Here is a 26,614-nt window from a genome sequence, read left to right as displayed (position 1 = left end):
CATAAGTAGCGCAAGCGAGCAGTCACTCACGTTGCTGATCGGCGAGATCGCGCACGCGACGGGACGCAGCAGCCACACTATCCGCTGGTACGAATCGCAGGGGTTGCGGCCCGGCGTACAGCGCGGCGCAGCCGGCCGGTGCGCCGAGGCCGATCGGATAAGATACGGCCGGCCACGCACTTTGGCCCCTGACCGAACCGACGGAGTGTTTTCAGTGATTCAACCGACCCCAGTATTCAAGGACAACCTCGCGCAACTGCCGGCCATCGACGGCGTCGCGCGCATCGATCTCGTCGGCACGAACGGCGACGTGGTCGCGACCATCGAGAACCAGCCGGGCAAGCAAGGCTCGCTCGCGGTGTACAACTACCTGCAGCACGCATTCGGCACGCTCGACGCGAAGGCCGCCGAGCACGGCCTCGCCGTGTTCGCCGAACATACGGCCGACGCGCGCAACCGTCCGGGCGCGCATCCGAACGTCGATCGTCTGCTGGCGATCGTCGCCGGCGGCGAAGCGCTGCGTATCGACGTCGTCGCTAAGGGCTGAGTCGCCGACGACACGCTCCTGACACGCGCGCGGAAACCCGCGATCATCGCGCCCGTACCTCTTTCCCCGGAGACCGCCCGCGTGTCCCGCTTCCTTGCCCTGCCGTTTGCCCGCCGCCTTGCGTCGCACGTTGCTTTCGCTTCGATCGCGGCCGTTGCCTGCGCCGCACTCGGCGGCACGGCATCGGCCGAACCGCTGCATACGGCATCCGACATCGCCGGCGCATTGCTGGTGCCGCTCGCTGCGCTGCCGCGCTCGCCGGAGAACGGCTCGCTCGACGATTTCTGCGCGCAATACCGCGTGAAGAAGCTGACCACGGCGGCCGGCCGCGACGTCGCGAAGCTCGGCTGGATCGTGACTTCCGAGGCGCCGCTCGGCCGCTACACGGTCGTCACGTTCGCGAGCGGATTCAAGCCCGGCACGAGTGCGATCTGTTTCGCGCGCAACGGCAACATCGGTGTGTACGACGGCACGACGCTCGTCGCGCTCGGCTATGCCTCGCGCGCGGCAGACTGGCAGCTCGGTTCGGCCGATTCACTGGAAAGCGGTGCGCTGCTGATCTGGGGCGGCGACGGCCCGGCGCCGCCGGTCGGCGAGTTGCACGAAGAGAACGGCGGCCTGCGCCTGACCCGCATCGCCGCCGAACATACGTACTGCCGCGGCCGCACGGTCGTGCCCAACGTCTATGGCAAGCCGCTCGACGCGGCGCGCAAGGTCCTGATTGCACATGGCTGGCAGCCGCTGCGTCCGCGTGAAAAGCCGGACGCGACGGACGGCGCGGCAACGCTCGCGAAGCACGGCATCATCGAAGCCGAAGCCTGTTCGGGCACCGGCATGGGCTATTGCGCGCTGCGATACCGGAACGCGGCCGGCGTGCTCGGCGTGACGACAGTCGGCGGCGAGCCGGACAAACCGTCCGATAACACCGTGATCGACTATCAGGTCGCGTGCCGCAAGCCGTGACGTGTGCTCCGGCGGTGCGCGCATGACGCAGCACCTGCGCGCGCCGTTGAGTCGGCGGCGGGACGCATCGCCGTGCGTGAGGCGGGACGCATGCGCCGACGCCCGGCGCAGCCTGAGCGCCGGATCATCGGCCGTTCGCGCGATTGACCCGCATCGCGCACGCTCCTAAACTGACCTCCCTTTTACGCCCTCCGGACGAAAAGGATGCCCATGATCGACCTCTCCACGCTCGCGCTGTTCTCCGGCGCGTGTCTCGCGCTGACCGCCACGCCAGGCCCCGACATGCTGCTGATCGCGTCCCGTAGCGTGAGCCAGGGACGGCGCGCGGGTTTCGCGACGCTCGCGGGCATTCAGGCCGGCACCTACTGCCACGCGCTCGCGGCCGCGCTCGGGCTGTCGCAGCTGTTTGTCGCGGTGCCGATCGCCTACGACGCCGTGCGCTTCGCGGGCGCCGCGTATCTGCTGTATCTCGCTTGGAAAACGTTCCGTTCGGATGCGACCGCGCTGTCGCCTGTCGCGTCGCAGCGGCGCCACTCGACCGCGACGATCTTCCGCCAGGGCCTGACGACGAACCTGCTGAATCCGAAGATGGCGCTGTTCGTGCTCGCGCTGTTCCCGCAGTTCGTGCGGCCCGAGCACGGTTCGATCGCCGTGCAGATTCTCGTGCTCGCGACGGTGCTCAACCTGATCGGGATCGTCGTCAACGGCGCGGTCATTCTCTCCGCGAGCCGGCTGAGCCAGCGGATCGGCGCGCGCCGCCGCCCGTCGAAGCTGCCGCAATACCTGCTCGGCACGGTATTCGTGGGGCTCGCGGCGCGGCTTGCGGTGGCGGGGCGGAACTGATCTCGCGTCCTCCCGAAGCGCACGGGCAGGCCCGATACCCATTCGGCTAGCTGGTCGAATTCACGCCGCCGACAAACAATCCGGCTCGCACATCAGCAACGAAGCAGCGGAGAAGCGCCTGAGCGTTTCTCCGCTGCTTCCGTGCATCCGGCGAGCCGCCCTCACGACGTACGCGACGGCGCTCCTTCTTGCATGGAGATAACATATTTGTTACTATACGAACCGTCGCGTATGAAATCCAGTTCTTCAGCGAGCGGGTCGAAGCAGGCGTTTTTGCGTTGCCAAAAACGCTGACCGCCAGGTTTTTCGCACTCGCTGACCGTATGGAGCAGTACGGCCCGAACCTGGGCGAACCTCACACCAGGCCGATGGGCGACGGCTTGTATGAAATGCGCTTGAAGGGCCTGGAAGGTATCGCCCGTGTGTTTTACTGCGCGGTCGTCGACCGGCGGATCGTCATGCTTCACTGCTTCGTGAAGAAGACGCAGAAAACGCCGCAGAAGGAACTGGACACCGCGCGCCGCCGGTTGAAGGAGATTCGATATGGCAACCTATAAGGCAATGCGCGAGCGCGCGTTGGCCGATCCAGCGGTACGCACCGAATACGACCGGCTGAACCGCGAGGAATTCGCGCTGCTCGACGCCATGCTGGCTGCCCGGCGAGAGGCCGGCCTGTCTCAAGCCGATGTGGCGGAGCGTATGGGCACGAAAGCGCCGGCCGTGACACGGCTCGAGCGCGCGCTCGCAACGGGCCAGCATTCGCCGTCCATCGATACGCTGCGCAAGTATGCGGCGGCATGCGGCAAGAGGCTCGTGATCTCGTTCGCCTGAGTCGCGCCAACCGCAAGCGGCCGACGCCCCGTCACTCCGCGTCACGCTCGCGCGTATCCACCACGACACGCAACGCCCCACTGTCAAGCAGGCTCGCCGGCGTCACCGTGCGGCGGCGCCACGGAATCCGGCCGAAATACCAGATCTTCCAGAAGCCGAGCGGATGATCGGGATTCCGGCGCAGCAGCGTGTCGAAGGTTTCGACGTCGCCGAGCACGATCCGCGTCGCATCGCGCACGACGTCGCGCACGAAACGCGAGCAGAACTGCCGGCTTGACGCGAGATTGAAGCCCGTGTCGTAGACCACGCCGATCCGGCGCATCGCCGCGTCGACAAGCCGGCGCCGCTGCGCGGCATCGAGCGGCTGCTTCAGCCGCGCGATCACGCATGCGCCGCGATCGGAACGCGCGAGAAACCGCGACATCGTCGTGACGCGCGACAGCGGAAACGTGCTCTCCGCGACCAGCGCCTCGCCGCCGCGCTCGCCGACGACGATCCCGACATGATTCGTCCATGAGCGCGTCGCGCTCGCCACTTCGAGAAACGGCCGCACCGTCACGCGGATGAAGACGATGTCGCCGATCTTCGGCTCGACCGGCAACGGCACGTCATGCGACCCGGAAGCACCAACGGAGAAAAGACGCCGCCGGCCCACGCCGGGCGAGCGGATCATGAGCGGCTGGGAGCCGGTGTCGACAAGCATACGGACCTCGCGCGAGTGAACATGGCGCGAGCATGGCAGCCGCGACCGCGCGCCGCATCCGCTTCTTGCGCGAGGGTGCGAATCCGTGTCGCGGGGGAGCGGATTTCGATACCGGTGCGCCGCCTTCAGCGCGTCGCGCCCAGCGCCACGCGCAGCCGTTCCATCAACTGCGTGTAATACCGCAGCACGTCGTCCTTCGACACGACATTCGCGGTCGAGAAACGCTCGGACCACGCCGGCTTCCATTCATACGAGCCGTGCACGCTCCGGTCGCCGTCGGGCGCCTGGATCAGCGAACGGATCCGCGCATCGCGGCCCGGGCCCGTATGCATGTCGAACAGCGCGTGGATGTACGTGTGATACGCGTCATACACGTCGTCGTCGAACAGGTAGCGGTAGATGTGGAACGTGCGGTCGAGCTCGCGCTTCGCGCGGATCACGTCGTCCGGCGAGATGTCCTTCCAGTAGCCGATCCACGTATAGAAGCACAGCAGCGCATTGAGCTGCGGCGCGACCGCGTCGTACAGCGCGAGCCGCTTCTCGATCAGCCGCTGGTTGGTCCACTGCACGAGTTCGAGCCGCTTCAGCCGGCGCGCGACGAGCCAGCCGAGACACGCGACCGACAACGGCGTCAGCACGCCGAGCGTGAGCTTGACGATTTCCAGCGAATTCCACGGATTGTTGAATGGCTGCATGAATGGCCCGACAAGAAGAAACGCACCCGCGCCGGCACATGATCCGGCGCGCGCGCCGCCTGCCCGATCGCGTTGACATTGACCGTTAGTTGCTTGCGCATCGAACGTCGCACGACGGTGCGAGCCGTACGTTCGATACGGCGTGACTCGCCAGTCTACCGGGCGATTGTCACCGAGCCATGACCGTTCGTCGACTCGTCGACGCACGCCCACGCCGCGCTAGGTTGGCAGCGCCGACGTGAGCTTGACCTTCTGCATCGGGATATCGGTCTTCACGCTCAGCACGCCGGGAATGCGCGTGAGGGTTTCCATCTGGAAACGGCGGTAGTCGTCGATGTCGGCCGCGACGACTCGCAGCAGGAAATCGCAATCGCCGGCCATCAGGTGGCACTCGACGACTTCCGGCATCTGCTGAACGGCATCGGCGAAGCGGTTCACGGATTCCGCGTCCTGCCCCTTCAGCCACACGCGCGTGAAGATGGTCAGCCCCTTGCCGACCTTCGCGGGGTTCAGCACGGCCACGTATTTCTCGATCACGCCGGCTTCCTCGAGGAGGCGCACGCGCCGCAGGCACGGTGACGGCGACAGCCCGACTTCGTGCGCGAGCTCCACGTTCTGCATGCGGCCGTCGCGCTGAAGGGCGCTCAGGATCCGGCGGTCGATGGCGTCAAGTTTCATTTGGCATCCGATTCCAATAAATTCGCAAATCACGCGTTCAATGCCAAATTCTCAGAAAAATCTGGCCACAACGCAACCCGATTCGAGTCAAAAAAGCAGACAATCCCTCCCCCGAAGGAGGAGTAATGAGCAGTAGCGTTTCAACGTCGTCCGGGCTTCGCGACAAGCCCGCCTATGTCGCCGAGATGGGTCGCGGTTTGCGCGCGGCGCTGCCCGTCATGCTGGGTTTCGTGCCGTTCGCGCTGGTGCTGGGCGCGCAGGCCGCGCAGAAAGGCTTGAGCCTGTTCGAGGTGCCGATGATGACGGGCCTGAACTTCGGCGGTGGGTCCGAATTCGCGGCGATCCATCTGTGGACCTCGCCGCCGCACATCGCGCTGATCGTCGCGATGTCGTTCCTCGTGAACTCGCGCCACATCCTGATGGGTGCGGCGTTCGAGCCGTATATCCGGCGCCTGCCGCGCCGCCGCGCGTTCGTCGCGCTGTTCTTCATGTGCGACGAGAGCTGGGCGATGTCGCTCGCCGACGCGCGCTCGCGCTCGGCCACGCACATCAGCGTGCCCTATTACGCGGGCATCTGCGTGGGGCTCTACCTGACGTGGATCTCGATGACCACGCTCGGCGCGGCGGTCGGCCCGACGATCGGCAACGTCGAGCAGTACGGCTTCGACATGGCGTTCACGGCCGTGTTTCTGGTGCTGCTGCGCGGGATGTGGAAAGGGATGCGCGCGAGCCGCCCGTGGTTTGTCAGCCTCGTCGTCGCGGCGGCCACGCACTTGGCCGTACCCGGTGCGTGGTACGTCGCGGCCGGCGCATGCGCGGGACTGATCGCCGCGCTGCTGTGGGAGCCGCGCGATGCCTGAGCTTCCGGATTTCAGCACGGTCGCGACGATCGTGCTGATGGCGTCGACGACCTATCTGTCGCGCATCCTCGGCTACGTACTGCTGCGTAACCGCACGCTCAGCCCGCGCATGGCATCGGTGATGGAGAACGTGCCCGGCTGCGTGCTGATTTCGGTGATCGCGCCGGCCTTCGTGTCGACGCGCCCGGCCGACCTGCTCGCACTCGCCGTCACGCTGCTGGCGGCAACCCGCCTGTCGATCCTGCCGACCGTCATCGTCGGCGTCGCGTCGGCCGGGCTGCTGCGGCACCTGCTCGGATAAACCGTTCCGACCCGCCGCGTGCGCGGCACCTCCACCGACCAACGGGCGCGCGATGCGCCCGTTTTCACATCCGCGCCGGCGACGCGACACGGCAAGGCGCACGCGGGGATGCTAGCCTTGTGGCTTGCGCCACGCTGCACTCCCCTGTCATTGCCCATCTCCGCGAGGATCGTCCCGATGCAAGAAACTCCGCTGTTCGACCGCGTCCTGCTCACCAACGACGACGGATTCGATGCCCCCGGCCTGGAAGTGCTCGAACAGGTCGCCACGCAACTGGCGCGCGAAGTGTGGATCGTCGCGCCGGCGGAAGACCAGAGCGGCACGTCGCATTCGCTGAGCCTGCACGAACCGCTGCGCGTGCATCGCAAGGGCGAACGTCGCTTTGCCGTGCGCGGCACGCCCGGCGATTGCGTCGCGATCGCGGTCAGCCACCTGATGAAGGATGCAAGGCCCGACGTCGTGCTGTCCGGCGTGAATCGCGGCGCGAATCTCGGCACCGAGACGGTGTTTTCCGGCACGGTCGGCGCCGCGATGACGAGCATGCTGGTCGGCGTGCCGGCCATCGCACTGAGCCAGGCGTTCACCGATCGCCATGCGGTGCCGTGGAACACGGCACTCGCGCTCGCGCCGGACGTCATTCGCCGGCTCGCCGCCGCCGGCTGGGACAGCGACGCATGCCTCAACGTGAATTTCCCGGCGCGCCCCGCGCAGGACGTGCGCGGGCTGAAGGTGACGAACCAGGGCACCGGCACGCTGCAGGGCGTCGAGATCGTGTCGGGCCGCGACCCGCGCGAGCTCGACTATCACTGGCTGAAGCTCGCTCGCGCGCCGCGCGACGACGACGCGAATTCGGAAACGGTCGCGCTCGGCGAAGGCTATATCGCCGTCACGCCGCTGAAGTTCGAACGCACGCACGACCACGCGCTCGCGCGGCTGCGCTCGAACCTCGGCTGAGCGCGCATTCCGCGAAGCGGCCCCGGCAGGTGCGCGCGATGCTGGCGCGCGGCTGCCTGGCGGCCGTGCTGCATCTCCGCGTCAAGTCAGGTTCAATCCCCCGTCGAGCATCACGATCTCGCCCGTCACGTAATCGGACGCGACGAGCATCGCGACCGTCTGCGCGATGTCGTCCGGTGTCGCCGCGCGGCGCATCGGCGCGCGCTCGCGCCACAGCTGCTGCGCTTCCGTCCAGTCGGCGGTCAGCGGCGTGTCGACCAGCCCCGGCGCGACCGCATTGACGCGAATCGCCGGCGCGAGCGTGCGCGCCAGCAGCCGCGTCGTGTGATTAAGCGCGGCCTTCGCCGCCGCATACGGAATCGACGCGCCCTTCGGCCGCACGCCCGCATGCGAGCTGACGTTCACGACGCAACCGGCCCGCCCGCGCGATGCCGCTTCACGCAGCGCGGCCTCGGCTTCGGCGACGAGCCGGAACGGCGCGATCACGTTGATTTCATGCATCTCGCGCCACACGTCGGGCGTGGCCGCGGCGAGATCGTCATGCGCAATCACGCGGCTGATCCCCGCATTGTTAACGAGCACGTCGAGCCGGCCGTGCACGGCGAGCGCGTCGCGGATCAACCGCACGCGCTCGGCATCGTCGGCGAGATCGGCCTGCACATAGGCCGCGCCGAGTTCGCGCGCCATCGCGTGCCCCGTGTCGGCCGAGCTGCGGGAATGCAGGATCACCGCGTAGCCGTCCGCGGTCAGGCGGCGCGCGATGGCCGCGCCGATGCCCGACGTCGATCCGGTGACGAGCGCGACCGGCCGATGCAGGCGCGACGCGCGCGGCTCGGCGGCGGCTTCGGTTTCAGGTGCCGTTTCGGCATTCGGGGCATGCATCGGCGGAAGCGGCGCGTCCATTTCGGGGAACCCTGTCAGTGGCGTTCCCGCATCATAAGCGCGACGACGCACCCGGACGCGAACGTAGCGACGGCCACCGCCAGAATCGCAGCGACGAAGCCGAAACGGTCGGCCATCAGGCCGGCCGACAGCGCGCCGATCGCATAACCGAGATCTCGCCAGAACCGGTACACGCTCAGCGAACGGGCACGCCAACCGGGCTCGGACGCATCGGACACGGCCGCGATCAGGCTCGGATAGACCATCGCCGTGCCGAGGCCGAGCAACACGCTCGCAACGAGCCACCAGCGGAACTGCCCCGTCAGCGCGGTCAGCGCGAGCCCGGCCGCCTGCACCCACATCCCGGCGACGATCAGCCTCTTGCGCCCCCACCGGTCGCTCAGCGGCCCGGTGACGACCTGGCAGCTTCCCCACACGATCGGATAGACGGCCTTCAGGATGCCGATCCGCTCGATGCCGAGCCCGAGCGTCGTGAAGAACAGCGGGAAGATGCCCCAGCTCATCCCGTCGTTGAGGTTGTTGATCAAACCGGCCTGCGACGCCGCGAACAGGTTGCGGTCGCGCAACGACGTCAGCAGGAATACGTCGCGGAACGACAGCGCGGACGCGCCGGCCGGCTTGCCGCTTTCGAGCCGCACATGCTCGCGCGTGTCGCGCACGACGAGGACCGACAGCAGCAGGCCCGCGATCGCGTAGAACACGCCGAGATAGATCGGCATCGGGCGCAGCCCGTAACGGCTCGCGAGATAACCGGTCAGGAACGCGGTCAGGCCCACCGCGAAATAACCGGCGAATTCGTTCAGGCCGACCGCGAGTCCGCGGCTCCTCGGCCCGACGAGATCGACCTTCATGATCACCGTCATCGACCATGCGAACCCCTGGCTCAGCCCGAGCAGCACGTTCGCGGCGATCACCCACTCCCAGTTCGGCGCCGCGATGATCATGAACGGCACGGGCAGGCCGACCAGCCAGCCGACGACGAGCACGCGCTTGCGCCCCCAGGTGTCGGCGAGCTGGCCCGATACGAGGTTCGCGAACGCCTTGACCAGCCCGAAGCTGACGATGAACGACGTGATCAGCGCGGTCGATTCGAGATGGAACTGCTCGGAGCCGATCAACGGCACGACCGTGCGCTCGATGCCGACCATCCCGCCGACGAACGCGTTGACCAGCACGAGCAGCGCAAACTGCCGCCAGTTCTCGCGCAGGCCGAGCACCACGGCACGCTCGCCGCGCGCCACCGCTACGTTTCCCATCGCGCTAACCTCCCGGATCGGGCGGCAGGAATTGTCTGACGATCATCGGATTGCTCCCATCCCGCGAATGCAGTAACATTCAATCAATTTGATGAATGATTGATCGAGGAGAGGCCACGTGTCAAGCACGGGACCCAAGCAAGCGATCTATGCGAGCCTCGCCGAGGTCGCGCAGGCGATCGGCCACCCGAACCGGCTCGAGTTGCTCGAACATCTCGCGCAGCGCGAGCGGTCGGTCGAGGAACTGACGGCACTGTCGGGGATGACGTTCGCGAACACGTCGCGGCACCTGCAGATCCTGCGGCGCGCGCGTCTCGTCGATACCGAGCGGCGCGGCAAGCACATCGTGTACCGCCTCGCCGGCGACAGCGAGGTCGTCGTGCTGATGAAGGCGCTCGGCCGCGTCGGCGAGCGCAATGTCGCCGAGGTCAACCAGGTGCTGGGCGATTATTTCCACGCGCGCGATGCGCTGGAGCCGGTGTCGCGCGGCGAGCTGACCGCGCGGCTGGCCGACGGACTCGTCACGCTGCTGGACGTGCGACCGCACGACGAATTCGCACTCGGGCACCTGCCCGGCGCGGTGAACATTCCGTTGAGCGACCTCGAAGCGCGCCTCGGCGAATTGCCGGCCGACACGGAGATCGTCGCGTATTGCCGCGGCCCGTACTGCGTGTTCGCGTTCGAGGCCGTTGCCGCGTTGCGCGCGCGCGGCTTCAAGGCCACGCGGCTGGAAGACGGGTTTCCGGAGTGGAAGGCGGCCGGCCTCGCGGTCGAGACCGACGCCGCGGAGTGAAGGAAAATGCGGCCCGCGTCGAAGCGGGCCGCTTGCTGCTGCCTGCTGCTACTTCCCGCTACTTGCTGGTCAACGCCAGCGACGGCGCAAGCACGCTGTTTGGATCCTGCCCGTTCCACGTGCCGACCCACGCATCATTCGGCGTCGCCCCCATCACGAAGTCGAGCTTGCCGCCGGCCTTCATCTCGTCGTACGTGATGTACGGCCGGTGCAGCGGCGTGCCGTTCAGGCTGACCGATTGAACGTAGCGATTGACCGCCGACGGTGCGCCGCCGCTGGCCGTATGCGCGGTCACCTTGAAGCGCCGCGTCGCGCCGAACTTCAACGCGCCGCTCGCCCCGCCGCCCGACGCAACCGGGATGTCGATCGTCGCTTCCTCGAACAGCGGTGTGCCGAGGTAAAACACGCCGCCCACCGGGTTCAGCGAATAGATGCCGAGCGCGGACAGCACGTACCACGCGGAAAGCTGGCCGCAATCGTCGTTGCCGGGAATGGCGGAGTTGCGCACGCGCCTCGGATCGTCGAGCGCGGCCTTCAGGCTGTCGCCGCTCAGCAATGCACGGTCGCCCGCCGTCAGCGTCAGCGAGTACATGTCGTCCATCACCGTGCGAACGCGGTCCTGCGTCTTCGACGGCATGCCCGCGACGTCGTACAGGTACGGCAGGTGATTCGCCGGCTCGTTCCCCGCGAAGAACTGGCCGCTGCGGCCGGTCAGGTCCGGAAAGCCCTGGTTATTGAGGAAGGTCAGCGGGTTGGCCGGATCGAACGTGCGGTCGAGTTGCGCGATGAACTGGCTCTTCCCGCCCAGCAGCGCGACGAGGCCGGGCAAGTCGTGGAAGATGTTCCACGTATCGACCCACGAATTCGATTCGGAGAAGTCGGTTTTCTCGGCGGCCGTCGGATCGAAGCCCGCCACCCAGTTGCCCTGCGCGTCCTTCGGCTGCGCAAACTTCCAGCCGTTGTTCAGCACCGGGTTGAACACGTTCCGGTAGTTCTGGCTCCGTTGCAGGTAAGGCCGGTAGTCGGCCGTGCTCTTGCCCGCTGCCTTGCCGACCGCGGCCGTCGCCCAGTCGTCGAACGAATAGTCCTGCGTGGTCGACACCGATGCGTTGTCGCCGGCGTACACGTAGCCGTTCTGACGATACTGGTCGAAGCCGTGCGCGCTCGCGCTCTGGGTCGTCGTCAACGCGGTCCAGATGTCGTCGATGCCCGCGCTCGTCAGATGCTTCAGATACGCATCCGCGATCATCGGAATCGACGGGTGGCCGGCCATCGTGAAGGTTTCCGTTTGCGCCAGCGGCCACACCGGCAACTCGCCCTTGCCGTTCTGCTTGAACTGCGTCAGCAGCGACTTGACCCAGCCGTCGACGCGCTCGGGCTGCACCAGCGTCATCAACGGCGATTCGGCGCGGAAGGTGTCCCACAGCGAGAACGTCGACGAATAGTCGAAGCCCGGGTTCGCGTGCTTGCTCGTCGTCGGCGGCGACGTCGTGCCGTCGTTGATCGAATCCGTGCCGACGTAGCTGCCGTCCGCGTTGTTGTAGACGGTCGGCGCGAGCATCGTGCGATACAGCGACGTGTAGAACATCGTCCGCTGATCGGCGCTGCCGCCCTTGATCCGGATCCGGTCGAGCGCGGCGCTCCACACGCGCTCGGCCGCGCCGCGCACCTGGTCGAACGTCTTCGCGCCGACTTCCGATGCGAGATTGGCCTGCGCATCCGCGATGCTCGACGGCGAGATGCCGACCTTCACGGTGACCGCGCCGCGGCCATCGTTACCGTCGGCCGCGAACGTCAGGTACGCCTTGAAACCGTCCGCGCTGAACGCGACGTTCTTCGTATCGAACGGCTTCGAGAAACGCGCGACGAAATACGTCGGCTTGTTGTTCGCCCAGTTGTTCGTGATCTCCCATCCGGCGATCGTCTGTGCGTCGATGACCTGGATCCTGCCGCTCGCGGTCGACCCGCCGATCGGATTGTCGATACTCACGATCATGCTGCGCTGCTGTCCGGCCGCGCTCGGGAAATACGTATAGCGATGCACGCCCGCGTGCGAAGTTGCCGTCATCTCCGCGAGGATCTTCGCGCCCTGCACGTTCCACGGCGTGTTGCCGCTGCCGACCGGCGACATCCGCACGCGGTAGTAGCCGGGGCTCGCGCTTTCGTCGTCGTGCTTGAACGACGCGTTGTAGGTGATCGATGCATCGGCGGCCACCTTGGCCAGCGTCGCCTTGTCGACCGGCGCCAGCGTCGGCAGGAACCGCACTTCGCCGCCCGAGCCGATGCCGGTGCCCGACAGGTGCGTATGCGTGAAGCCGGTGATGAGCGGATCGTCGTACTGGTAGCCCGACGTGCGATCCCAGTTCCACGGCAGCGTATGCGCGCCGCCGGTCGTGTCCGGCCCAAGCTGCACCATCCCGAACGGCACGGTCGCGCCCGGGAACACGTGGCCGTGGCCCCGAACGCCGCTGCTCCAGTCCGCGTTGATGTCGAGATTCGCAGTGCCGATCATCGGATCGACGCTGCGCAGCACCGACCGCTTGCCGGCGCCGCCGTTCTCGCCCTGGTCGTTCTGATCGCCCTGATCGTTCTGGTTCCCCTGCGACGATCCCGATCCGGCGGCGTTCGACATCTGCGCGAGCACGCTCGCATCCGTCGAAGCCTGATCGCCCCCGCAACCCGACAACACGGCAAGGCATCCGATACCCACCACATGACGTAGCTTCATTCGTTCGTCCCTCCCTTTCTTTGCGTCGATCCTGTTGGCAAGAACCGCTCGTTGAACCGCCTCCGTCTGCAACCTGTGCTGAATGCGTTGCGCCGTTCGCGACTTACGGCGCGCTCGCCGCCTGCGGGAACGACGGCATCACGGATGCATCGGTGCCCCACGTCGCGGCCGCCGCGTCCGCCGTCATCGCGTACGACAGCGTGCCGCCCTTCGCGATCTTCTCGAGCGGCAGCCATGCTGCCGAATGAGGTGCGCCGTTCAGCCGCAGGGATTTCACGTAGAACGACGCGGTGTCGGCAGAACCCGCGCCAGGCGCGGCGATCCGCAGCAGGCGGTAGCTGCCGTCCATCTGCCCGACGCGCACGTCGATCTTCTCGAACTGCGGGCTCGACACCGCGACGCCGCTCACGCCCGGCACGACCGGATAGAGGCCCAGCGTGGCCCACACGTACCAGCCCGAGATCGCGCCGAGATCGTCGTTGCCGGGCAGGCCCGCCGCGCCGGTGCCGAACTCGTTCGCGAGCGACGCGTGCAGCACACGCTGCGTATGCGACGGCGCACCGGCCCACGCATAGACCCACGGCACGGCCATCGTCACTTCGTTGCCGACGTAGAAATACGGCTGCACGGTGCCGATGTTCAGGTGCGTGAAGAACGTGTCGAGCCGGTTGACGACCGACGCGGCACCGCCGGCCTGCGCGACCACGCCGCCGAGATCGTGCGGCACGTACCACGTGTACTGCTCCGAGTTGCCTTCCATGAAGCCGGTGCCGTCGGTGACCCACGCGCCCGCCGACGTCTTCGGCTGGATCGCGTTCCTGTCGAACAGGTTCTGCCAGTTGCCGCTCGACTTCAGCAGCGCGCCGGCCGTCACCGTATCGCCGAGCGCCGTCGCGAAGCGCGACACCGCGAAATCGCGCACCGCGTATTCGAGCGTGTTCGATGCGGTCTGGTTGTCGCCCGAGCCCGACGACGGCACGTAGCCGAGCCGGTCGTAATCCGCGCGGCTGCCCATCACCGGCGTGCCGGCGCACGCGGCGCCCGGTGCCGTGCTGTTCTTCATGATCGACAGCGCGCGCTGCGTGTCGAAGTTCGTCGCGCCGAATGCATACGCGTTCGCGGCGATGATCGAGCCCGCATCGCCGGGCATCACGGCCGTCTCCGTATTGAAATACGCCCAGCGCGGGAACGCGCCGCACGCGGTCGCATCGAGCACGAGCGACTGCACGATGTCGCTGGTGCGCACCGGATCGAGCAGCGCCTGCAACTGGATGAACGAGCGGTCGATGTCCCAGCCGGAGAAGTTCGCGTACATCGTGCGGCCTTTGTCGACCTGACGCGTCGGCGCGGTCGATGCGCCGTTCGACGCGTAGAAGTCCGGATACTGGCCGTTCACGTCGTTGAACACGTTCGGATGCAACGATGCGTGATAGAGCGCGGTGTAGAACTTCGTCTTGTCGGCGTCGCTGCCGCCCTTCACCTGGATCGCGTTCAGGCGCGCGTTCCACGCGGCGCTCGCCACGCTTCGCACCTTGTCGAAATGCCAGCCCGCGCGGCCGTGCGCATCGCTGCCCGGATTTTCCGCGTCGAGGTTCGCTTTCGCGTTCGCTTCGCTGACGAACGAAATGCCGAGCTTCATCATCACGGCCGGGTGCTGCTTGTCGACCGCGAATGTCACGGCGAGCGGGCTGTTGGCGGTCAGCGACGGCTTCGCCGCGAACGGCTGGCTGAACTCCGCGTAGTAGTAGAGCGGCACCGCATGCCCCGCCCAGCAGAAGCCGCTGCCCGCGATCGTGCCGGACAGCGCGCGATCGCCGACCTGTTTCACCGTATCCGCCGTCGAGCCCTGCGAGCGGTTGTTCTGCACGGTCGGATCGATCGCGATGGTCGCCTGCTGGCCCTGCGCGAGCGCCGGATACGTGAAGCGCGCGAAGCCGGTGCGTACCGTCGTCGTCAGCTCGGCCTTGATGCCGTTGCCGAGCGTGACGCCGTAATAGCCGGCCTGCACGGTTTCGTTCGCATGACTGAAGCTCGCGGGCGTGCCGGCGTCGCCGGGCGCAAGCTGCGGCATCACGTTCAGGTAACCGCCGTTCGCCCAGCAGCCGGTGCCGCTCAGGTGCAGCACGCTGAACGCATTGATCGCGGTATCGCCGTACCAGTAGCCGCCGGAGAAGCCTGAGCCGTCGCCCTTGCGCGAGTCGTACTGCGCGGTGGGCGTCATCGGGCTCCATTGCATCATCCCGAACGGCACCGTCGGGCCCGGGAACGTGCCGCCGCCCAGGCCCGAGCCGACCGGGTCGGCCGGCTGATCGGTGGCGTAGTCGGTGCCGATCAACGGATTGACGTACTGGACGACGCGGATGTCGGCGTTCTTCTTCGAAGCACCGTTGCCGTTCTCGTTGCCGTTGCTGTTGTCGTTACCGCCGGCGTTGCCGTTTTCGTTGCCCTGCGCTCGCGCAGCGGCCGACAGGTTTGCGGCCGCCGCCGACGGTGAATCGCCATCGCCGCCGCATGAAGTCACGGCAACGCACAGCGCCAGCAGCGCCGTTCCCAACCCCCAGTTCCTCGACATCGCTTGTCTCCGTATCGTTCTTGAATCAAGCCATTGTTTCGAACTACTTATCTTTAGATCAGGAATTTTTTCGTGACGTGTCGCCTGCCCGGCCAATCGGTCGAAAATCCCGGACACATGTATTTATTTCCGCCTTCGGGTGCCTGGAAAAAATACGCGCCGGCATGTCGAAATACCGGCGCCCAGGAACGAACAATGGGCACAAGCGTGCCCAAATAAACGGGTTTTCACTACCCCGTATTTTTACGAATTTTTATTTTGTTTATCTAAACAAAATTCATTTATACCGATTTTTATTCAGTGTTTAGGGTGTCGCGAATCCGATTACCGCTGTTTCGGCAGATCGACGTAATCCTCGAGTTCGCCGGCCACGTACAGCCGCTTGCCGATTCTCGGGTATTCGCATACGTCGTGTTCGAGCCGCTGCCCGGCCACGAGCATTTCGAGCGGCACGTCGCCCGTGTTCTGCAGCGTGTGCGCTTCACCGCCGCGCGGGAAGCCGATGAAATCGCCGGGCCCGACATCGTAAGGGCATTCGCCGATCGTGACCGTGCCCGTGCCGGACAGCACGTACACGCATTCTTCTTCATACAGGTGACGGTGATACTCGGCCGACTCGTGGCCGGGCATCAGCGTGAGCAGATGGACGCCGAACTGCGTCAGGCCCGTCAGGTCGCTGAGCTGCCTTTTGAGCCTGACGGCATTGGGATTCAACGAATGAACCGCACGCGTCGGTTCCATCTTCGCGATGTCGGCAGCCTTCAGAAGCTCCCGGTGAGGTGTCGTCGACATGGGGATCTCGCAAGCGTGAATGCTTCGGTTGAACGCGGCGCCGACGCGGCGCGCGTAACGGCTATTGTCCGATATTTTCACGGCTGCAAGCGCGCCACCGGCACCGCCATGCCGCGCGGCTAGCGCGCGCAATCGGCCAGCAGGTTCGCCAGCACCGACGCGCCTTGCGCGAGATGCACCGGATCGGCATCTTCCGCCTCGTTGTGGCTCAGTCCGGCCTTGCACGGCACGAACACCATCGCCGTCGGAGCGACGTACGACAGGTTCACCGCGTCATGCCCCGCGCCGCTGCACATCTCCAGATACGGATAACCGGCCGCGGCCGCTGCCTGCCGAACGCGCGCGACGCACGCTGCATCGAACGCCACCGGCGCGTATTCAGCGATGGTCTGCACCTGCACGCTCGCGCCGCGCAGCGCGGTGCGCTGCAGGCAGATCGCCTCGATGTCGGCGACGAGCCGCTGCAGCGCCGGCTGCGACGGGTGACGCACGTCGACGCTGAACCTGACCTTGCCGGGTATCGTGCTCGGCGAGTTCGGCTGGCACGCGACATGCCCGACAGTCACGCGCGCATCGGCATCGAATTCGTGACCATGCTCGACGATCGCCGCGATCATCGCGGCCGCCGCACCCATCGCGTCCTTGCGCACGCTCATCGGCGTCGTGCCCGCATGCGACTCGAACCCGGTCACCGTGACGTCGAGTTCGTAGATGCCCTGCACGCCCGTCACGACGCCGATCGGCAAACCGGCCTGCTCCAGCACCGGCCCTTGTTCGATATGCGCTTCGAAATAGGCCTTGGGCATCTGGCGCTCGCGCTCGGGGCCGGCGAAACCGGTGCGCGCGAGTTCGTCGCCGAGCAGCACACCCGTCTGCATGCAGGGCCGGGCCAGTGCATACGCGAGATCCAGCGTGCCGGCATAGACGGCCGAGCCCATCATGCCCGGCGTGAAGCGCGATCCCTCTTCGTTGGTCCATGCGACGACGTCGATCGGATGGCGCGTCGCGATGCCGTGCTCGTTCAACATGCGAATGGCCTCGAGGCCGGCGAGCACGCCATAGACGCCGTCGAAGCGGCCGCCGAGCGGCTGCGTGTCGAGATGGCTGCCGCACATCACGGCCGGTGCGTCGGGCTGCGTACCCGGCCGGCGCGCGAACACGTTGCCGATCGGATCGATGCGGATCTCGCAACCGGCTTCCTCGCACCAGCGGATGAAACGACGCCGGCCCAGCACGTCGTCGTCGCTCAGCGCGAGCCGGCAACTGCCGCCGTGCGCGGTCGCGCCTATCGTCGCCATCTCCATCAACGAATCCCACAGTCTTTGCCGGTTAGCGAAAATCATCGTGACCGCTCCTTAAAAACACCGAGCATATACACTCGATCCGACAAGAAAAATCCAAGAGTTTGTTGTGAACGATAATTTTTTCTTGTCACCCGGTGTTCCGCCCGGAACCCCGCGTTTCCTTCGCGATCGGACCGTTCACCCATGAAGCTCAAGCAGCTCGATGCCTTTCTCGCGGTCGCCGAGCACCGCACCATCCGCGGCGCGGCGCGCGCGCTCGGCGTCACGCAACCGGCCATCAGCAGCATCGTGCGCGAGCTCGAACTCGAGCTGGGCGTGCCGCTCGTCATGCGCAGCGTCAAGGGTATCGCGCTGACCGATTACGGCAGCGCGCTGGCGATTCGCGCGCGGCTGATCGCCGAGGAGATCCAGCGCACGCACGACGAAATCGAGCAGCTGCGGCTGGGCACGACGGGATCGGTGTCGATCGCGGTCAGTCCGACCGTCGCGCTGACCATCCTGCCGCGCGCGTTCGACGCGTTCACGCGCGATCTGCCCGGTGCGACCGTGAACGTCGACGATGCGCTGACCGCGACGGATCTCGCGCGGCTGCGCGACGGCACGCTCGATTTCATCGTTACGCATCAGTTATCGAACGCGATACCGGATACCGACGAATTCGCCAGCATTCCGTTGTTCAGGACGGTGTTCGCGGTCGTGGCAAGAAGACGGCATCGGCTCGCACGCGCCCGCTCGTTGCGCGAGCTCGGCGATGCGCAATGGTGCGTGCCGCGCTACGGGGAGGAAGGAGACGATCTGGTCCGCTCGATCTTCATGCCGCTCGGTATCGACATGCCGAAGCGGGTGATTCACTGCCCGTCGTTTGCCGCGACGCTCGGGCTCGTATCGCAGACGGACGCACTCGGCGTGTTCGCCCGGCCGCTCGCCGACGTCGAGCACAAGTCGCGCGGGATCGTCGCGTTGAATCTCGTCGAGCCGCTGCCGGCGTTGACGGTCGCGATCGTGATGCGGCGGCATGCGTTGCCAACGCCGGCCGCGCTGCATTTCATCGAATGCCTGAAGGCTGCGTCCGCAACCATTTCGGACCAGGACGGCGGCCGGTGACGGAAGCCGGCGACGCGAATGTCGCGCCGCCGCCGCTCAGCGCACGTGCACGCCGCGCAGCTCCGTCAGCAACGCAACGAGACGATCGATGTGCGCGTCTTCGGTGCGCCACGACGACACGCTGATCCGGAACGCCGGCCGCCCCTGCCACACGGTCGCGCCGAACCACACGTCGCCCGAATCCTGCGCGGCCTCGCGGATCGCGACGGTCTCGTCGTCGGTGCCGGCGCGCACCAGCACCTGATTCAGCACGACGCGGTTCAGCACGTCGTAGCCGGCCGCACGCAAGCCGTCGGAGACACGCGAGGCCTGCGCGCAATGCCGCTCGATCATCGTGGCCAACCCGGCACGGCCGAGCGAGCGCAGCGCGGCCCACACGGGGATGCCGCGCGCGCGCCGCGAGAATTCGAGGTTCAGGTTCTTCTGCGAGTCGTGCGCGCCGCTCAGGTAAACGGCATCGCTGTTCATCGCGGTGGCAAGCGCGGCTGCGTCGCGGCAGATCACCATCGCGCCGTCGTACGGTGTGTTGAGCCACTTGTGGCCGTCAGTGGTCCAGCTGTCCGCGCCGTCGATGCCGTCCGTCAGCGCGCGCTTCGACGACGCGCGTGCCCACAGGCCGAACGCGCCGTCCACGTGCACCCAGGCGCCGGCCGCCTTCGCACGCGGAATCAGCGCCGCGAACGGATCGAATTCGCCGGTGTTCACTTCGCCGGCCTGCACGCAGAGGATCGTCATGTCGTCGAGCGGCGGCAACTGCGCCGGATCGATGCGGCCATGTGCGTCGACCGGCGCGACGACGATGCGCTTCATTCCGAAGCCGAGCACGCGCAGCGCTTTCTTAACCGTGATATGCGCGAGTTCGGAGATCACGACCTTCACCTCGGGCGCGCCGATCAGGCCGTCCTCGTCGATGTCCCAGCCCTTGCGCGCGAGCAGCGCACGCCGCGCGGCCACCAGCGCGACGAGCGTGCACGCCGTCGCGCTCGTGCCGAAACCGACCGCGCTGCCTTCGGGCAGCGCGAGCGCGTCGACGACCCAGCGCGCGGCCTGGCGCTCGAGCGTCGCGGCCACCGGCGAATTCGCGTAAGACGACGCGCACTGGTCCCACGCGAGCATCAGCCGCTCGGCCGCCGCCGCGGCCGGCAGCGTCGCGCCGATCACGAAGCCGTAGTAGTTCGGGCCGTTCGACGCGACGGTCGCGGGCGAGCCGTTCTCGTCGAGCAGGCGCAGCACGTCGTCTGCCGCGCGGCCCGCATCGGGCAGCGGCTCGTCGAACGCGGCGAGGCCGGCCAGCGCGGCCGCGTCGGGAAACGCGCGCCGCTCGTTCGTCGCGGCCAGATACACGTGCGCGCGCCGGTCGGCGTCGGCCAGCAATGCAAGTTCGTCCATGTCGGTTGCCTCGGTCAGGGTCAGTCGAATCAGAGTTGCGAGAGATCGCGGCCGAGCTGCTGCAGCGCGGCGTCGATCCGCTTGTAGTACGTGAACTTGCCGACGCGGGTCGCACGCACGAGCCCGGCATCCGCGAGGATGCGCATGTGGCGTGTGGTCGTGGCCGGCGCGATGCCGAGCTTCTCGGTGATGTACGTGCAGCACACGCCGAGCTCGTCGAAATCGCCGTGCGGTTGCGGCGGGAAATGCTTGCGCGGCTGCTTGAGCCAGCGCATCACGGCCAGACGGCTTTCGTTGGCCAGTGCGCTGATGCGGGTGACGTCGTTCATGGGGTGCGGTTTCGTTCGACGTTTTGAATATTAGCTAAATGACGAAATGTGGGCAAGCGGGACGAGCGATGCGTTAGAGTATTCGCCATTCATCGAACAACAAGATCATTCATTCCATCGGGGCCATTCATGATCGATCGAAAACTGCGACAAGCGCGCGTCGTGGCCGCGCTAGCCGTTTCCGTATTGCTGGGCGCATGCGCGACCGCTTCGGATCCCAAGCCGCGCCCTATTGTCGGCCCGGCCTACCCGTTCATGCAGTTCAGCGCGCATCGCGCGCTACTGACCGAACCTGTCGTGAACGGCAACTTCTCCTCAACCCAATGGCGCTTCGTCGACAGCGAACGGCATACATCGACGGATTTCCCATCCGGTGCGCAAATCGAATACACGATGTTCCGCAGCGACGATCCCGAAACGATCGTCATTTATGCCGGACAGGATTCATCGAGTCGATGCAAAACCGGCGTCGCCAAGGACAAGGCATGCCCGCGTCTGTTCATCTGGCTCTCTACCGATGGCGGGCAGCATTTCCTGCGCCGGGCAATCGACCTGCCCGCGCTCGCTCACTCCATCTATAGCAACGCCGGCAAGCACGGCGGCACGCCGCCGTTTCCGGTGCCGGCGATGGTCGTCGAGCGCGGCATCCTCTATGTCGCGACAGGCGGTGATTCAAAGCCGCTCGTGCACATGAACGAGCGCGGCGACCTGACCATCCTGTCCACGGGCGAGAGCGTTCAGAGCGATACCACCATCGGGCGCGCCTATACCTGGCCCGCCGGCATCGAACTGCTGCGGTACTACGACAAAATCGGACCGCTGAAACGCGGCCCCGTCTATTTGTTCGCGGTCACGTTGCCGGCCACGACGACACAATCGCCGCCATACGAACCCGCGACGGCCGAGACGCCGGACACGCCGGTCTGCACGTATCGCCGCATACGAAAAGCGTCGAGCACGCTCCCGAACCTGACGGCCGTCGCGCTCGTCGGCAACAGGATCGACCAGGCGCCCACGCTCCCCGACTACGTCGCGCCGACGAAGATGCCGTACCCGTCGGGCGATCTCTACCACGCGAGCGTCAGCGAAACCAGCCGCGGTGAGTTGATCGACAAGTGGCGCAATGTCTATCCCGAGTGGGCCGCCGCACAGCCGCCCGTGAGACGGTTCGCGCCTCGCGCCATGCTGAAATCGCGCGCGGCCGAGATTGCCTGCGGCCCCGACTACACGTCGCGGTGGGACTAACGCCGGCCTGCGGTCACGCCCCCGCCAGCGCCTGCGCCAGCCGCTCGATCAGCGCGCGCACGCGCCGCGGCTGCACGGCGCTGCCCGGATAGACGATCTGCAAATCGACGTCGCCCGGCGAGAACGCGCGCAGCACCTCGACGAGCGCACCGGACGCCAGATCCTGTTCGACGTCGACCAGCGACTTCAGCGCGACGCCGTGCCCCGCGACACACCATGCGCGCACGAGCGCGCCGTCATTGGCGACACGCCGGCCACGCACCATCACACGCTTCAGTTCGCCATCGATGCTGAACGGCCACTCGGCATACAGGTCCGGCCCGAAACGCATCACGATGCAGTCGTGCGCGGCGAGATCGTCCGGGTGCCGCGGCGTGCCGTGCGCGGCGAGATACGCGGGCGACGCGCACACCACGCGCCGTGCTCGGCCGAGCGAACGGCTGCGCAGCGAACTGTCCGCGAGCGTGCCGCGTCGGATCGCGAAATCGAGCCCCTGCCCGACGAGATCGACGTAACCGTCGCCGAGATGCAGGTCGATCGTGACGCCCGGATGCTCGGCCAGGAACGCGTCCACGACGGGCACGACGCGCTCGCGCCCGAGATCGGCCGGCGCGCTCACGCGCACGGGCCCCGATAGCGTCTGCGCGCCCACCCGCACGCGGCTTTCGAGTTCGTCGGCCTCGGCCAGCAGGCGCCGCGCGCCCGCGACGAGCGTGCGACCCTCGTCGGTCAGGCTGATCGCGCGCGTCGTGCGCGTGAGCAGCGCGGCGCCGTAATGGCGCTCGAGCGCCGCCAGCCGCTCGGACACCGTGGCCGGCGACAGGCCGGCCTCGCGGCCCGCCGCGGCCAGCCCGCCCTTCTCCACGATGCGCAGGAACAGCGCGAGGTTATCGAGCAACATTGTTCGCCTTATCCGAAGGATATTTTCGAAGTCTGCCCAATTATCTGAAATATCCGCAAGCGATACAGTGTGATTCCGCCGACGAGCGCCCCTCCGGCACGCGCCGGGCTTCGACCACCATTCAAGGGAAACGCACATGGAATACCGTACGCTCGGCCGCTCCGGCCTCAAGGTTCCCGCGCTGAGCTTCGGCGCAGGCACGTTCGGCGGCAGCGGCCCGCTGTTTGGCGCATGGGGCAACACCGGCGTCGATGAAGCGCGCCGCCTGGTCGACATCTGCCTGGAAGCCGGCGTCAACCTGTTCGACACGGCCGACGTGTATTCGGACGGTGAATCCGAACGCGTGCTCGGCGCGGCGATCAAGGGGCGGCGCGATCAGGTGCTGATCTCGACGAAGACGGGCTTGCCGACCGGCGACGGCCCGAACGATGCGGGCACGTCGCGCGCGCGGCTCGTGCGCGCCGTCGACGCCGCTTTGCGCCGCCTCGACACCGACACCATCGACCTGCTGCAGTTGCACGCGTTCGATGCGGGCACACCGGTCGAGGAAGTGATGTCGACGCTGGACGATCTCGTGCGCGCCGGCAAGCTGCGCTATATCGGCGTGTCGAATTTCGCGGGCTGGCAAATCATGAAGTCGCTCGCGGCGGCCGACCGGCACGGCTGGTCGCGCTACGTGGCGAACCAGGTCTACTACTCGCTCGTCGGCCGCGACTACGAATGGGACCTGATGCCGCTCGGCGCCGACCAGGGGCTCGGCGCGCTCGTGTGGAGCCCGCTCGGCTGGGGCCGGCTCACCGGCAAGATCCGCCGCAACGCGCCGCTGCCCGAAGGCAGCCGCCTGCATGAAACGGCCAGCTACGGGCCGCCGGTCGACGACGCACGCCTGTACGACGTGGTCGATGCGCTCGACGCAATCGCGGAGGAAACCGGCAAGACCGTGCCGCAGATCGCGCTGAACTGGCTGCTGCAGCGGCCGACCGTGTCGTCGGTGATCGTCGGCGCGCGCAACGAGGAACAGTTGCGCCAGAACCTCGGCGCGGTCGGCTGGTCGCTGACCGATGCGCAGGTCGCGACGCTCGACGCGGCGAGCGCGGTGGAAGCGCCGTATCCGTACTTCCCGTATCGCCGGCAACAGGCGTTCGCGCGGCTCAATCCGCCGATGCGCGGGTGAGCGGCGACGGCCGATCGACGACGCATCGCGGATGCGCATCGAACCCGGGCTGCCGCCGCCGAAACCGAGACGGACGAAGCACCCGGGACGGTCTCCCATTCCAGGAAAGGCTTGCACATCCGGGCGTTGCGCCAGAACCGGGCCGATGCCACGAAACGGCGGCTGGCTCTCGCATTGACATATCGGTAAATCTCGATATACTCGCGCCATGGAATTGCTCGAAATATTCAAAGCCCTCTCGAACCGGACACGCCTTGAAATCCTGCAAGGCTTGAAGGATCCCGTGAAAAACTTCCCTCCGCAGGATGAAGGGGACGTTCTCACGGTGGGCGTCTGCGTCAGCAGTATCCAGGAAGGCGTCGGACTGTCGCAGTCGACGGTGTCCGATTATCTTGCCACGCTGCAACGAGCAGGCCTGGTCGAAGTCAGGCGCATCGGTCAATGGACCTACTACAAGCGAAACGAAGCAACCATCAGTGCCCTTGCCAAGCACATTGGGAAAGCGCTGTAATTTTTTGCCGCATTAAATCGATAATTCCCGATATCCCTTTTTATCGAAGCGAGGATTTGCAATGAAAGCACTCATGCTCAAATCATTTGGCGGCCCGGAATCGTTCGAACTTTGCGACGTGCCCAAGCCGGTGCCGCACACGGGACAAGTCCTGGTCCGGGTACATGCAACCTCCATCAATCCGTTGGATTACCAGGTCCGACGCGGCGACTATTCCGACCTGGTGCCACTGCCGGCCATTACCGGACACGACGTATCAGGCGTGGTCGAAGCAGTCGGGCCAGATGTGACGGCCTTCTCTCCAGGAGACGAAGTCTGGTACACCCCGCAAATCTTCGACGGCCCAGGCAGTTATGCCGAATACCACGTTGCAGCCGAAGGCATTATCGGGAAGAAGCCGCCATCGCTGAGCCATCTCGAGGCGGCAAGCCTGACCCTGGTTGGCGGGACGGCGTGGGAAGCACTGGTCGTGCGTGCGGCGCTGAGAGTGGGGGAAAGCATTCTGGTACACGGCGGCGCGGGAGGCGTCGGCCATGTGGCGATCCAGCTCGCAAAAGCCATGGGCGCAAGGGTGTTCACGACCGTGCGCGAAGCAAACGTCGAGTTCGCACGAAGTCTGGGGGCCGATGTGGTCATCGACTACGAAAAGGACGATTATGTCGACGCCATCACGCGGGAAACGGATGGCCGCGGAGTCGATGTCGTGTTCGACACTATCGGCGGCAACACCTTGTCGCGCAGCCCCGACGCGCTCGCACAACTTGGCCGCGTTGTCACGATCGTGGATATTGCACAGCCACAAAACGTCATCCAGGCCTGGGGCAAGAACGCGAGTTATCACTTCGTCTTCACACGGCAAAACCGCGGCAAGCTTGATGAGTTGAGCGCGTTGATTGTGCGCGGCCAACTGCGGCCGCACGTTGGCGCGGTCTATTCCCTTGCCGACATTCCGCTCGCCCATGCTCGACTGGAGAGTCCCAACAACGGTGTTCGAGGAAAAATCGCGATTGCAGTCGGGCCGTCAGCTCATCTCGAAAGCGTCGTCGGTTCTCAATGAACGTGATCTTTTTTTACATATCGACCGTAGCGCGCTGATCGGGATGCGTCGTGGCACCAGAAAGCGCAACCGTCATGGGCCTACCCAGCGCGCCCCGAACTTCCTATCGTTGATGCCTGCGTCGTTGCCGGCTGAGCCGGCAACACGTCCAACCCTCATCGAAAGGTTCGCGCACATGAACGCTACCGACGCCGGCCTGACCGTACGCGCGGTCCGGGAAGACGATTACGACAACTGGCTGCCACTTTGGGACGGTTACAACCGCTTCTACGGCCGCTTCGACGATACCGCGCTGCCGCTGCAAGTCACGAAGCTCACGTGGTCGCGCTTCTTCGACGGCTACGAACCCGTGCATGCCTTCGTCGCGGAGCGCGGCGGCAAGCTGGTCGGGCTCGTGCATTTCCTGTATCACCGCAGCACGACCCACGCCGGGCCGACCTGCTATCTGCAGGATCTGTTCACGCTCGACAGCGAGCGCGGCAAGGGCGTCGGCCGCGCGCTGATCGAGGCCGTGTACAACGCCGCGCGCCGGCATCGCGCCGAACGCGTGTACTGGCAGACGCACGAGACGAATCACACGGCGATGCGGTTGTACGACACCGTCGCGGGAAAAACGGGAGGCGTGGTTTACAGGAAAGAGCTGACGCGGTGAGCACGGTGGGTGGTCGACTGAGTGCCCGCGATCAGTCCGCGAAATTCTCTCGAGGCGGATTAATGGGTGTAAATGGGTGTCGAAATGGCGACCGGTCTTGCCCCAACATGGCCGGTGTCGGCGCACTCTGGTAGCCCGCGGGATACAAAATGTTCCTCTTCATCAGTTTTTGTATCCCCAGGGCCACAATTCTGATATGGCATTTTGTAGCAGAAGGGCTACAATCAGAACCGATCTGGCAATTTCTGATGCCCTGGGGCTACAAATGACAACTCTGGCCGATGTTGGAGAGGTGCTGAAAGAGGCCCGCCGCGCGGCAGGTCTTTCACAGCAAGAACTGGCCGAGCGCGCCGGTGTCGCACGTACGACGCTCGCCCGCATGGAAACGCTTGCGCGAGGCGACATGAGCGTATCTGCGCTCGTTCGCCTCCTTGAAGCAGCCGGTTACGACCTGCGAGCGGTCAAGCGCGGACATGGACGCACGCTGGACGACATACTGGCTGAACAACGCACGACGGGAGATTCGTGA

28 protein-coding genes are annotated in these 26,614 nt (G+C 66.2%); 16 read left to right on the top strand and 12 right to left on the bottom strand.

The window, feature by feature from the left end:
- Positions 1-214 precede the first annotated feature (214 nt).
- From VL15_RS03295 to VL15_RS03275, 5 genes are all read left to right on the top strand, one after another.
- On the top strand, positions 215-547 hold the full coding sequence (locus tag VL15_RS03295; protein WP_048243089.1) for a DUF2322 family protein: 333 nt from the start codon (positions 215-217) through the stop codon (positions 545-547).
- An 81-nt stretch (positions 548-628) separates the two neighbouring features.
- The gene (locus VL15_RS03290) at positions 629-1,510 is read left to right on the top strand and encodes a PASTA domain-containing protein (protein ID WP_048243088.1); all 882 of its coding nucleotides are present in this window, start codon (positions 629-631) and stop codon (positions 1,508-1,510) included.
- A 210-nt stretch (positions 1,511-1,720) separates the two neighbouring features.
- Entirely contained in the window at positions 1,721-2,353 is a 633-nt protein-coding gene (locus tag VL15_RS03285; protein ID WP_048243087.1) for a LysE family translocator, read from the top strand.
- 215 nt (positions 2,354-2,568) lie between these two features.
- Entirely contained in the window at positions 2,569-2,910 is a 342-nt protein-coding gene (locus VL15_RS03280) for a type II toxin-antitoxin system RelE/ParE family toxin (RefSeq protein WP_048243109.1), read from the top strand.
- The gene (locus VL15_RS03275) at positions 2,897-3,184 is read left to right on the top strand and encodes a helix-turn-helix domain-containing protein (protein WP_048243086.1); all 288 of its coding nucleotides are present in this window, start codon (positions 2,897-2,899) and stop codon (positions 3,182-3,184) included. The genes VL15_RS03280 and VL15_RS03275 overlap by 14 nt, the downstream gene beginning before the upstream one ends.
- A 31-nt stretch (positions 3,185-3,215) precedes the next feature.
- On the opposite strand, the gene VL15_RS03270 is transcribed toward VL15_RS03275, so the two are convergent.
- From VL15_RS03270 to VL15_RS03260, 3 genes are all read right to left on the bottom strand, one after another.
- Positions 3,216-3,887, bottom strand: coding sequence for a YebB family permuted papain-like enzyme (locus VL15_RS03270; protein WP_048243085.1), 672 nt, complete (start codon positions 3,885-3,887; stop codon positions 3,216-3,218).
- 125 nt (positions 3,888-4,012) lie between these two features.
- The gene (locus tag VL15_RS03265; RefSeq protein ID WP_048243084.1) at positions 4,013-4,582 is read right to left on the bottom strand and encodes a hypothetical protein; all 570 of its coding nucleotides are present in this window, start codon (positions 4,580-4,582) and stop codon (positions 4,013-4,015) included.
- 219 nt (positions 4,583-4,801) lie between these two features.
- Entirely contained in the window at positions 4,802-5,260 is a 459-nt protein-coding gene (locus VL15_RS03260) for an Lrp/AsnC family transcriptional regulator (RefSeq protein ID WP_006749370.1), read from the bottom strand.
- 125 nt (positions 5,261-5,385) lie between these two features.
- On the opposite strand from VL15_RS03260, the gene VL15_RS03255 reads away from it, so the two are divergent.
- The 3 genes from VL15_RS03255 to surE all read left to right on the top strand — a co-directional run bounded on the left by VL15_RS03255 (position 5,386) and on the right by surE (position 7,375).
- Positions 5,386-6,120: an AzlC family ABC transporter permease gene (locus VL15_RS03255; RefSeq protein WP_047901893.1), complete on the top strand. Its 735-nt coding sequence runs from the start codon at positions 5,386-5,388 to the stop codon at positions 6,118-6,120.
- Complete coding sequence (locus VL15_RS03250) at positions 6,113-6,421, top strand: AzlD family protein (RefSeq protein WP_047901894.1); 309 nt, start codon at positions 6,113-6,115, stop codon at positions 6,419-6,421. Before VL15_RS03255 ends, VL15_RS03250 begins: the two co-directional genes overlap by 8 nt.
- A gap of 177 nt (positions 6,422-6,598) precedes the next feature.
- The gene (surE, locus tag VL15_RS03245; RefSeq protein ID WP_048243083.1) at positions 6,599-7,375 is read left to right on the top strand and encodes a 5'/3'-nucleotidase SurE; all 777 of its coding nucleotides are present in this window, start codon (positions 6,599-6,601) and stop codon (positions 7,373-7,375) included.
- An 81-nt stretch (positions 7,376-7,456) separates the two neighbouring features.
- Here surE and VL15_RS03240 read toward each other — a convergent pair whose 3' ends face one another.
- Together VL15_RS03240 and VL15_RS03235 are read right to left on the bottom strand one after the other, a co-directional pair.
- A complete protein-coding gene (locus tag VL15_RS03240; RefSeq protein WP_048243082.1) occupies positions 7,457-8,278 on the bottom strand; it encodes an SDR family NAD(P)-dependent oxidoreductase in 822 nt (273 codons plus the stop codon).
- Positions 8,279-8,292: 14 nt separating this feature from the next.
- Complete coding sequence (locus VL15_RS03235; RefSeq protein WP_048243081.1) at positions 8,293-9,534, bottom strand: MFS transporter; 1,242 nt, start codon at positions 9,532-9,534, stop codon at positions 8,293-8,295.
- Between the two features lie 118 nt (positions 9,535-9,652).
- Here VL15_RS03235 and VL15_RS03230 point away from each other — a divergent pair, with 118 nt between their 5' ends.
- Positions 9,653-10,327 (top strand): ArsR/SmtB family transcription factor, encoded by a 675-nt coding sequence (locus tag VL15_RS03230; protein WP_048243080.1) that lies wholly within the window; start codon positions 9,653-9,655, stop codon positions 10,325-10,327.
- 58 nt (positions 10,328-10,385) lie between these two features.
- On the opposite strand, the gene VL15_RS03225 is transcribed toward VL15_RS03230, so the two are convergent.
- The 4 genes from VL15_RS03225 to VL15_RS03210 all read right to left on the bottom strand — a co-directional run bounded on the left by VL15_RS03225 (position 10,386) and on the right by VL15_RS03210 (position 17,762).
- Positions 10,386-13,055 (bottom strand): GH92 family glycosyl hydrolase, encoded by a 2,670-nt coding sequence (locus VL15_RS03225; RefSeq protein ID WP_048243079.1) that lies wholly within the window; start codon positions 13,053-13,055, stop codon positions 10,386-10,388.
- 103 nt (positions 13,056-13,158) lie between these two features.
- Positions 13,159-15,627, bottom strand: coding sequence for a GH92 family glycosyl hydrolase (locus VL15_RS03220; protein WP_048243078.1), 2,469 nt, complete (start codon positions 15,625-15,627; stop codon positions 13,159-13,161).
- Between the two features lie 324 nt (positions 15,628-15,951).
- A complete protein-coding gene (locus VL15_RS03215) occupies positions 15,952-16,419 on the bottom strand; it encodes a cupin domain-containing protein (RefSeq protein ID WP_048243077.1) in 468 nt (155 codons plus the stop codon).
- A gap of 119 nt (positions 16,420-16,538) precedes the next feature.
- Positions 16,539-17,762 carry a Zn-dependent hydrolase gene (locus tag VL15_RS03210; protein ID WP_048243076.1) on the bottom strand — a complete coding sequence of 408 codons (1,224 nt, stop codon included), beginning with the start codon at positions 17,760-17,762 and terminating at the stop codon, positions 16,539-16,541.
- A 144-nt stretch (positions 17,763-17,906) separates the two neighbouring features.
- Between VL15_RS03210 and VL15_RS03205 the strand changes: the two genes are divergently transcribed.
- A complete protein-coding gene (locus tag VL15_RS03205; RefSeq protein ID WP_048243075.1) occupies positions 17,907-18,827 on the top strand; it encodes a LysR family transcriptional regulator in 921 nt (306 codons plus the stop codon).
- A gap of 36 nt (positions 18,828-18,863) precedes the next feature.
- On the opposite strand, the gene VL15_RS03200 is transcribed toward VL15_RS03205, so the two are convergent.
- Positions 18,864-20,216, bottom strand: coding sequence for a pyridoxal phosphate-dependent decarboxylase family protein (locus VL15_RS03200; RefSeq protein ID WP_048243074.1), 1,353 nt, complete (start codon positions 20,214-20,216; stop codon positions 18,864-18,866).
- A 29-nt stretch (positions 20,217-20,245) separates the two neighbouring features.
- A complete protein-coding gene (locus VL15_RS03195; protein WP_048243073.1) occupies positions 20,246-20,545 on the bottom strand; it encodes an ArsR/SmtB family transcription factor in 300 nt (99 codons plus the stop codon).
- A gap of 129 nt (positions 20,546-20,674) precedes the next feature.
- On the opposite strand from VL15_RS03195, the gene VL15_RS03190 reads away from it, so the two are divergent.
- The gene (locus tag VL15_RS03190) at positions 20,675-21,790 is read left to right on the top strand and encodes a hypothetical protein (RefSeq protein WP_048243072.1); all 1,116 of its coding nucleotides are present in this window, start codon (positions 20,675-20,677) and stop codon (positions 21,788-21,790) included.
- A 13-nt stretch (positions 21,791-21,803) separates the two neighbouring features.
- Here VL15_RS03190 and VL15_RS03185 read toward each other — a convergent pair whose 3' ends face one another.
- Positions 21,804-22,691: a LysR family transcriptional regulator gene (locus VL15_RS03185; protein WP_048243071.1), complete on the bottom strand. Its 888-nt coding sequence runs from the start codon at positions 22,689-22,691 to the stop codon at positions 21,804-21,806.
- Between the two features lie 136 nt (positions 22,692-22,827).
- Here VL15_RS03185 and VL15_RS03180 point away from each other — a divergent pair, with 136 nt between their 5' ends.
- From VL15_RS03180 to VL15_RS39515, 5 genes are all read left to right on the top strand, one after another.
- Positions 22,828-23,865 (top strand): aldo/keto reductase, encoded by a 1,038-nt coding sequence (locus VL15_RS03180; protein ID WP_048243070.1) that lies wholly within the window; start codon positions 22,828-22,830, stop codon positions 23,863-23,865.
- Between the two features lie 208 nt (positions 23,866-24,073).
- A complete protein-coding gene (locus tag VL15_RS03175) occupies positions 24,074-24,376 on the top strand; it encodes an ArsR/SmtB family transcription factor (protein WP_048243069.1) in 303 nt (100 codons plus the stop codon).
- Positions 24,377-24,437: 61 nt separating this feature from the next.
- On the top strand, positions 24,438-25,433 hold the full coding sequence (locus VL15_RS03170; RefSeq protein ID WP_048243068.1) for a zinc-dependent alcohol dehydrogenase family protein: 996 nt from the start codon (positions 24,438-24,440) through the stop codon (positions 25,431-25,433).
- Positions 25,434-25,608: 175 nt separating this feature from the next.
- Positions 25,609-26,085: a GNAT family N-acetyltransferase gene (locus VL15_RS03165; protein ID WP_048243067.1), complete on the top strand. Its 477-nt coding sequence runs from the start codon at positions 25,609-25,611 to the stop codon at positions 26,083-26,085.
- 265 nt (positions 26,086-26,350) lie between these two features.
- The gene (locus tag VL15_RS39515) at positions 26,351-26,614 is read left to right on the top strand and encodes a helix-turn-helix domain-containing protein (protein WP_080970696.1); all 264 of its coding nucleotides are present in this window, start codon (positions 26,351-26,353) and stop codon (positions 26,612-26,614) included.

Source organism: Burkholderia cepacia (assembly GCF_001039005.1).
Taxonomy (GTDB): domain Bacteria; phylum Pseudomonadota; class Gammaproteobacteria; order Burkholderiales; family Burkholderiaceae; genus Burkholderia; species Burkholderia theae.
Note: the sequence above shows the minus strand (reverse complement) of the source record. Positions and strands in the feature narration are given on the sequence as shown.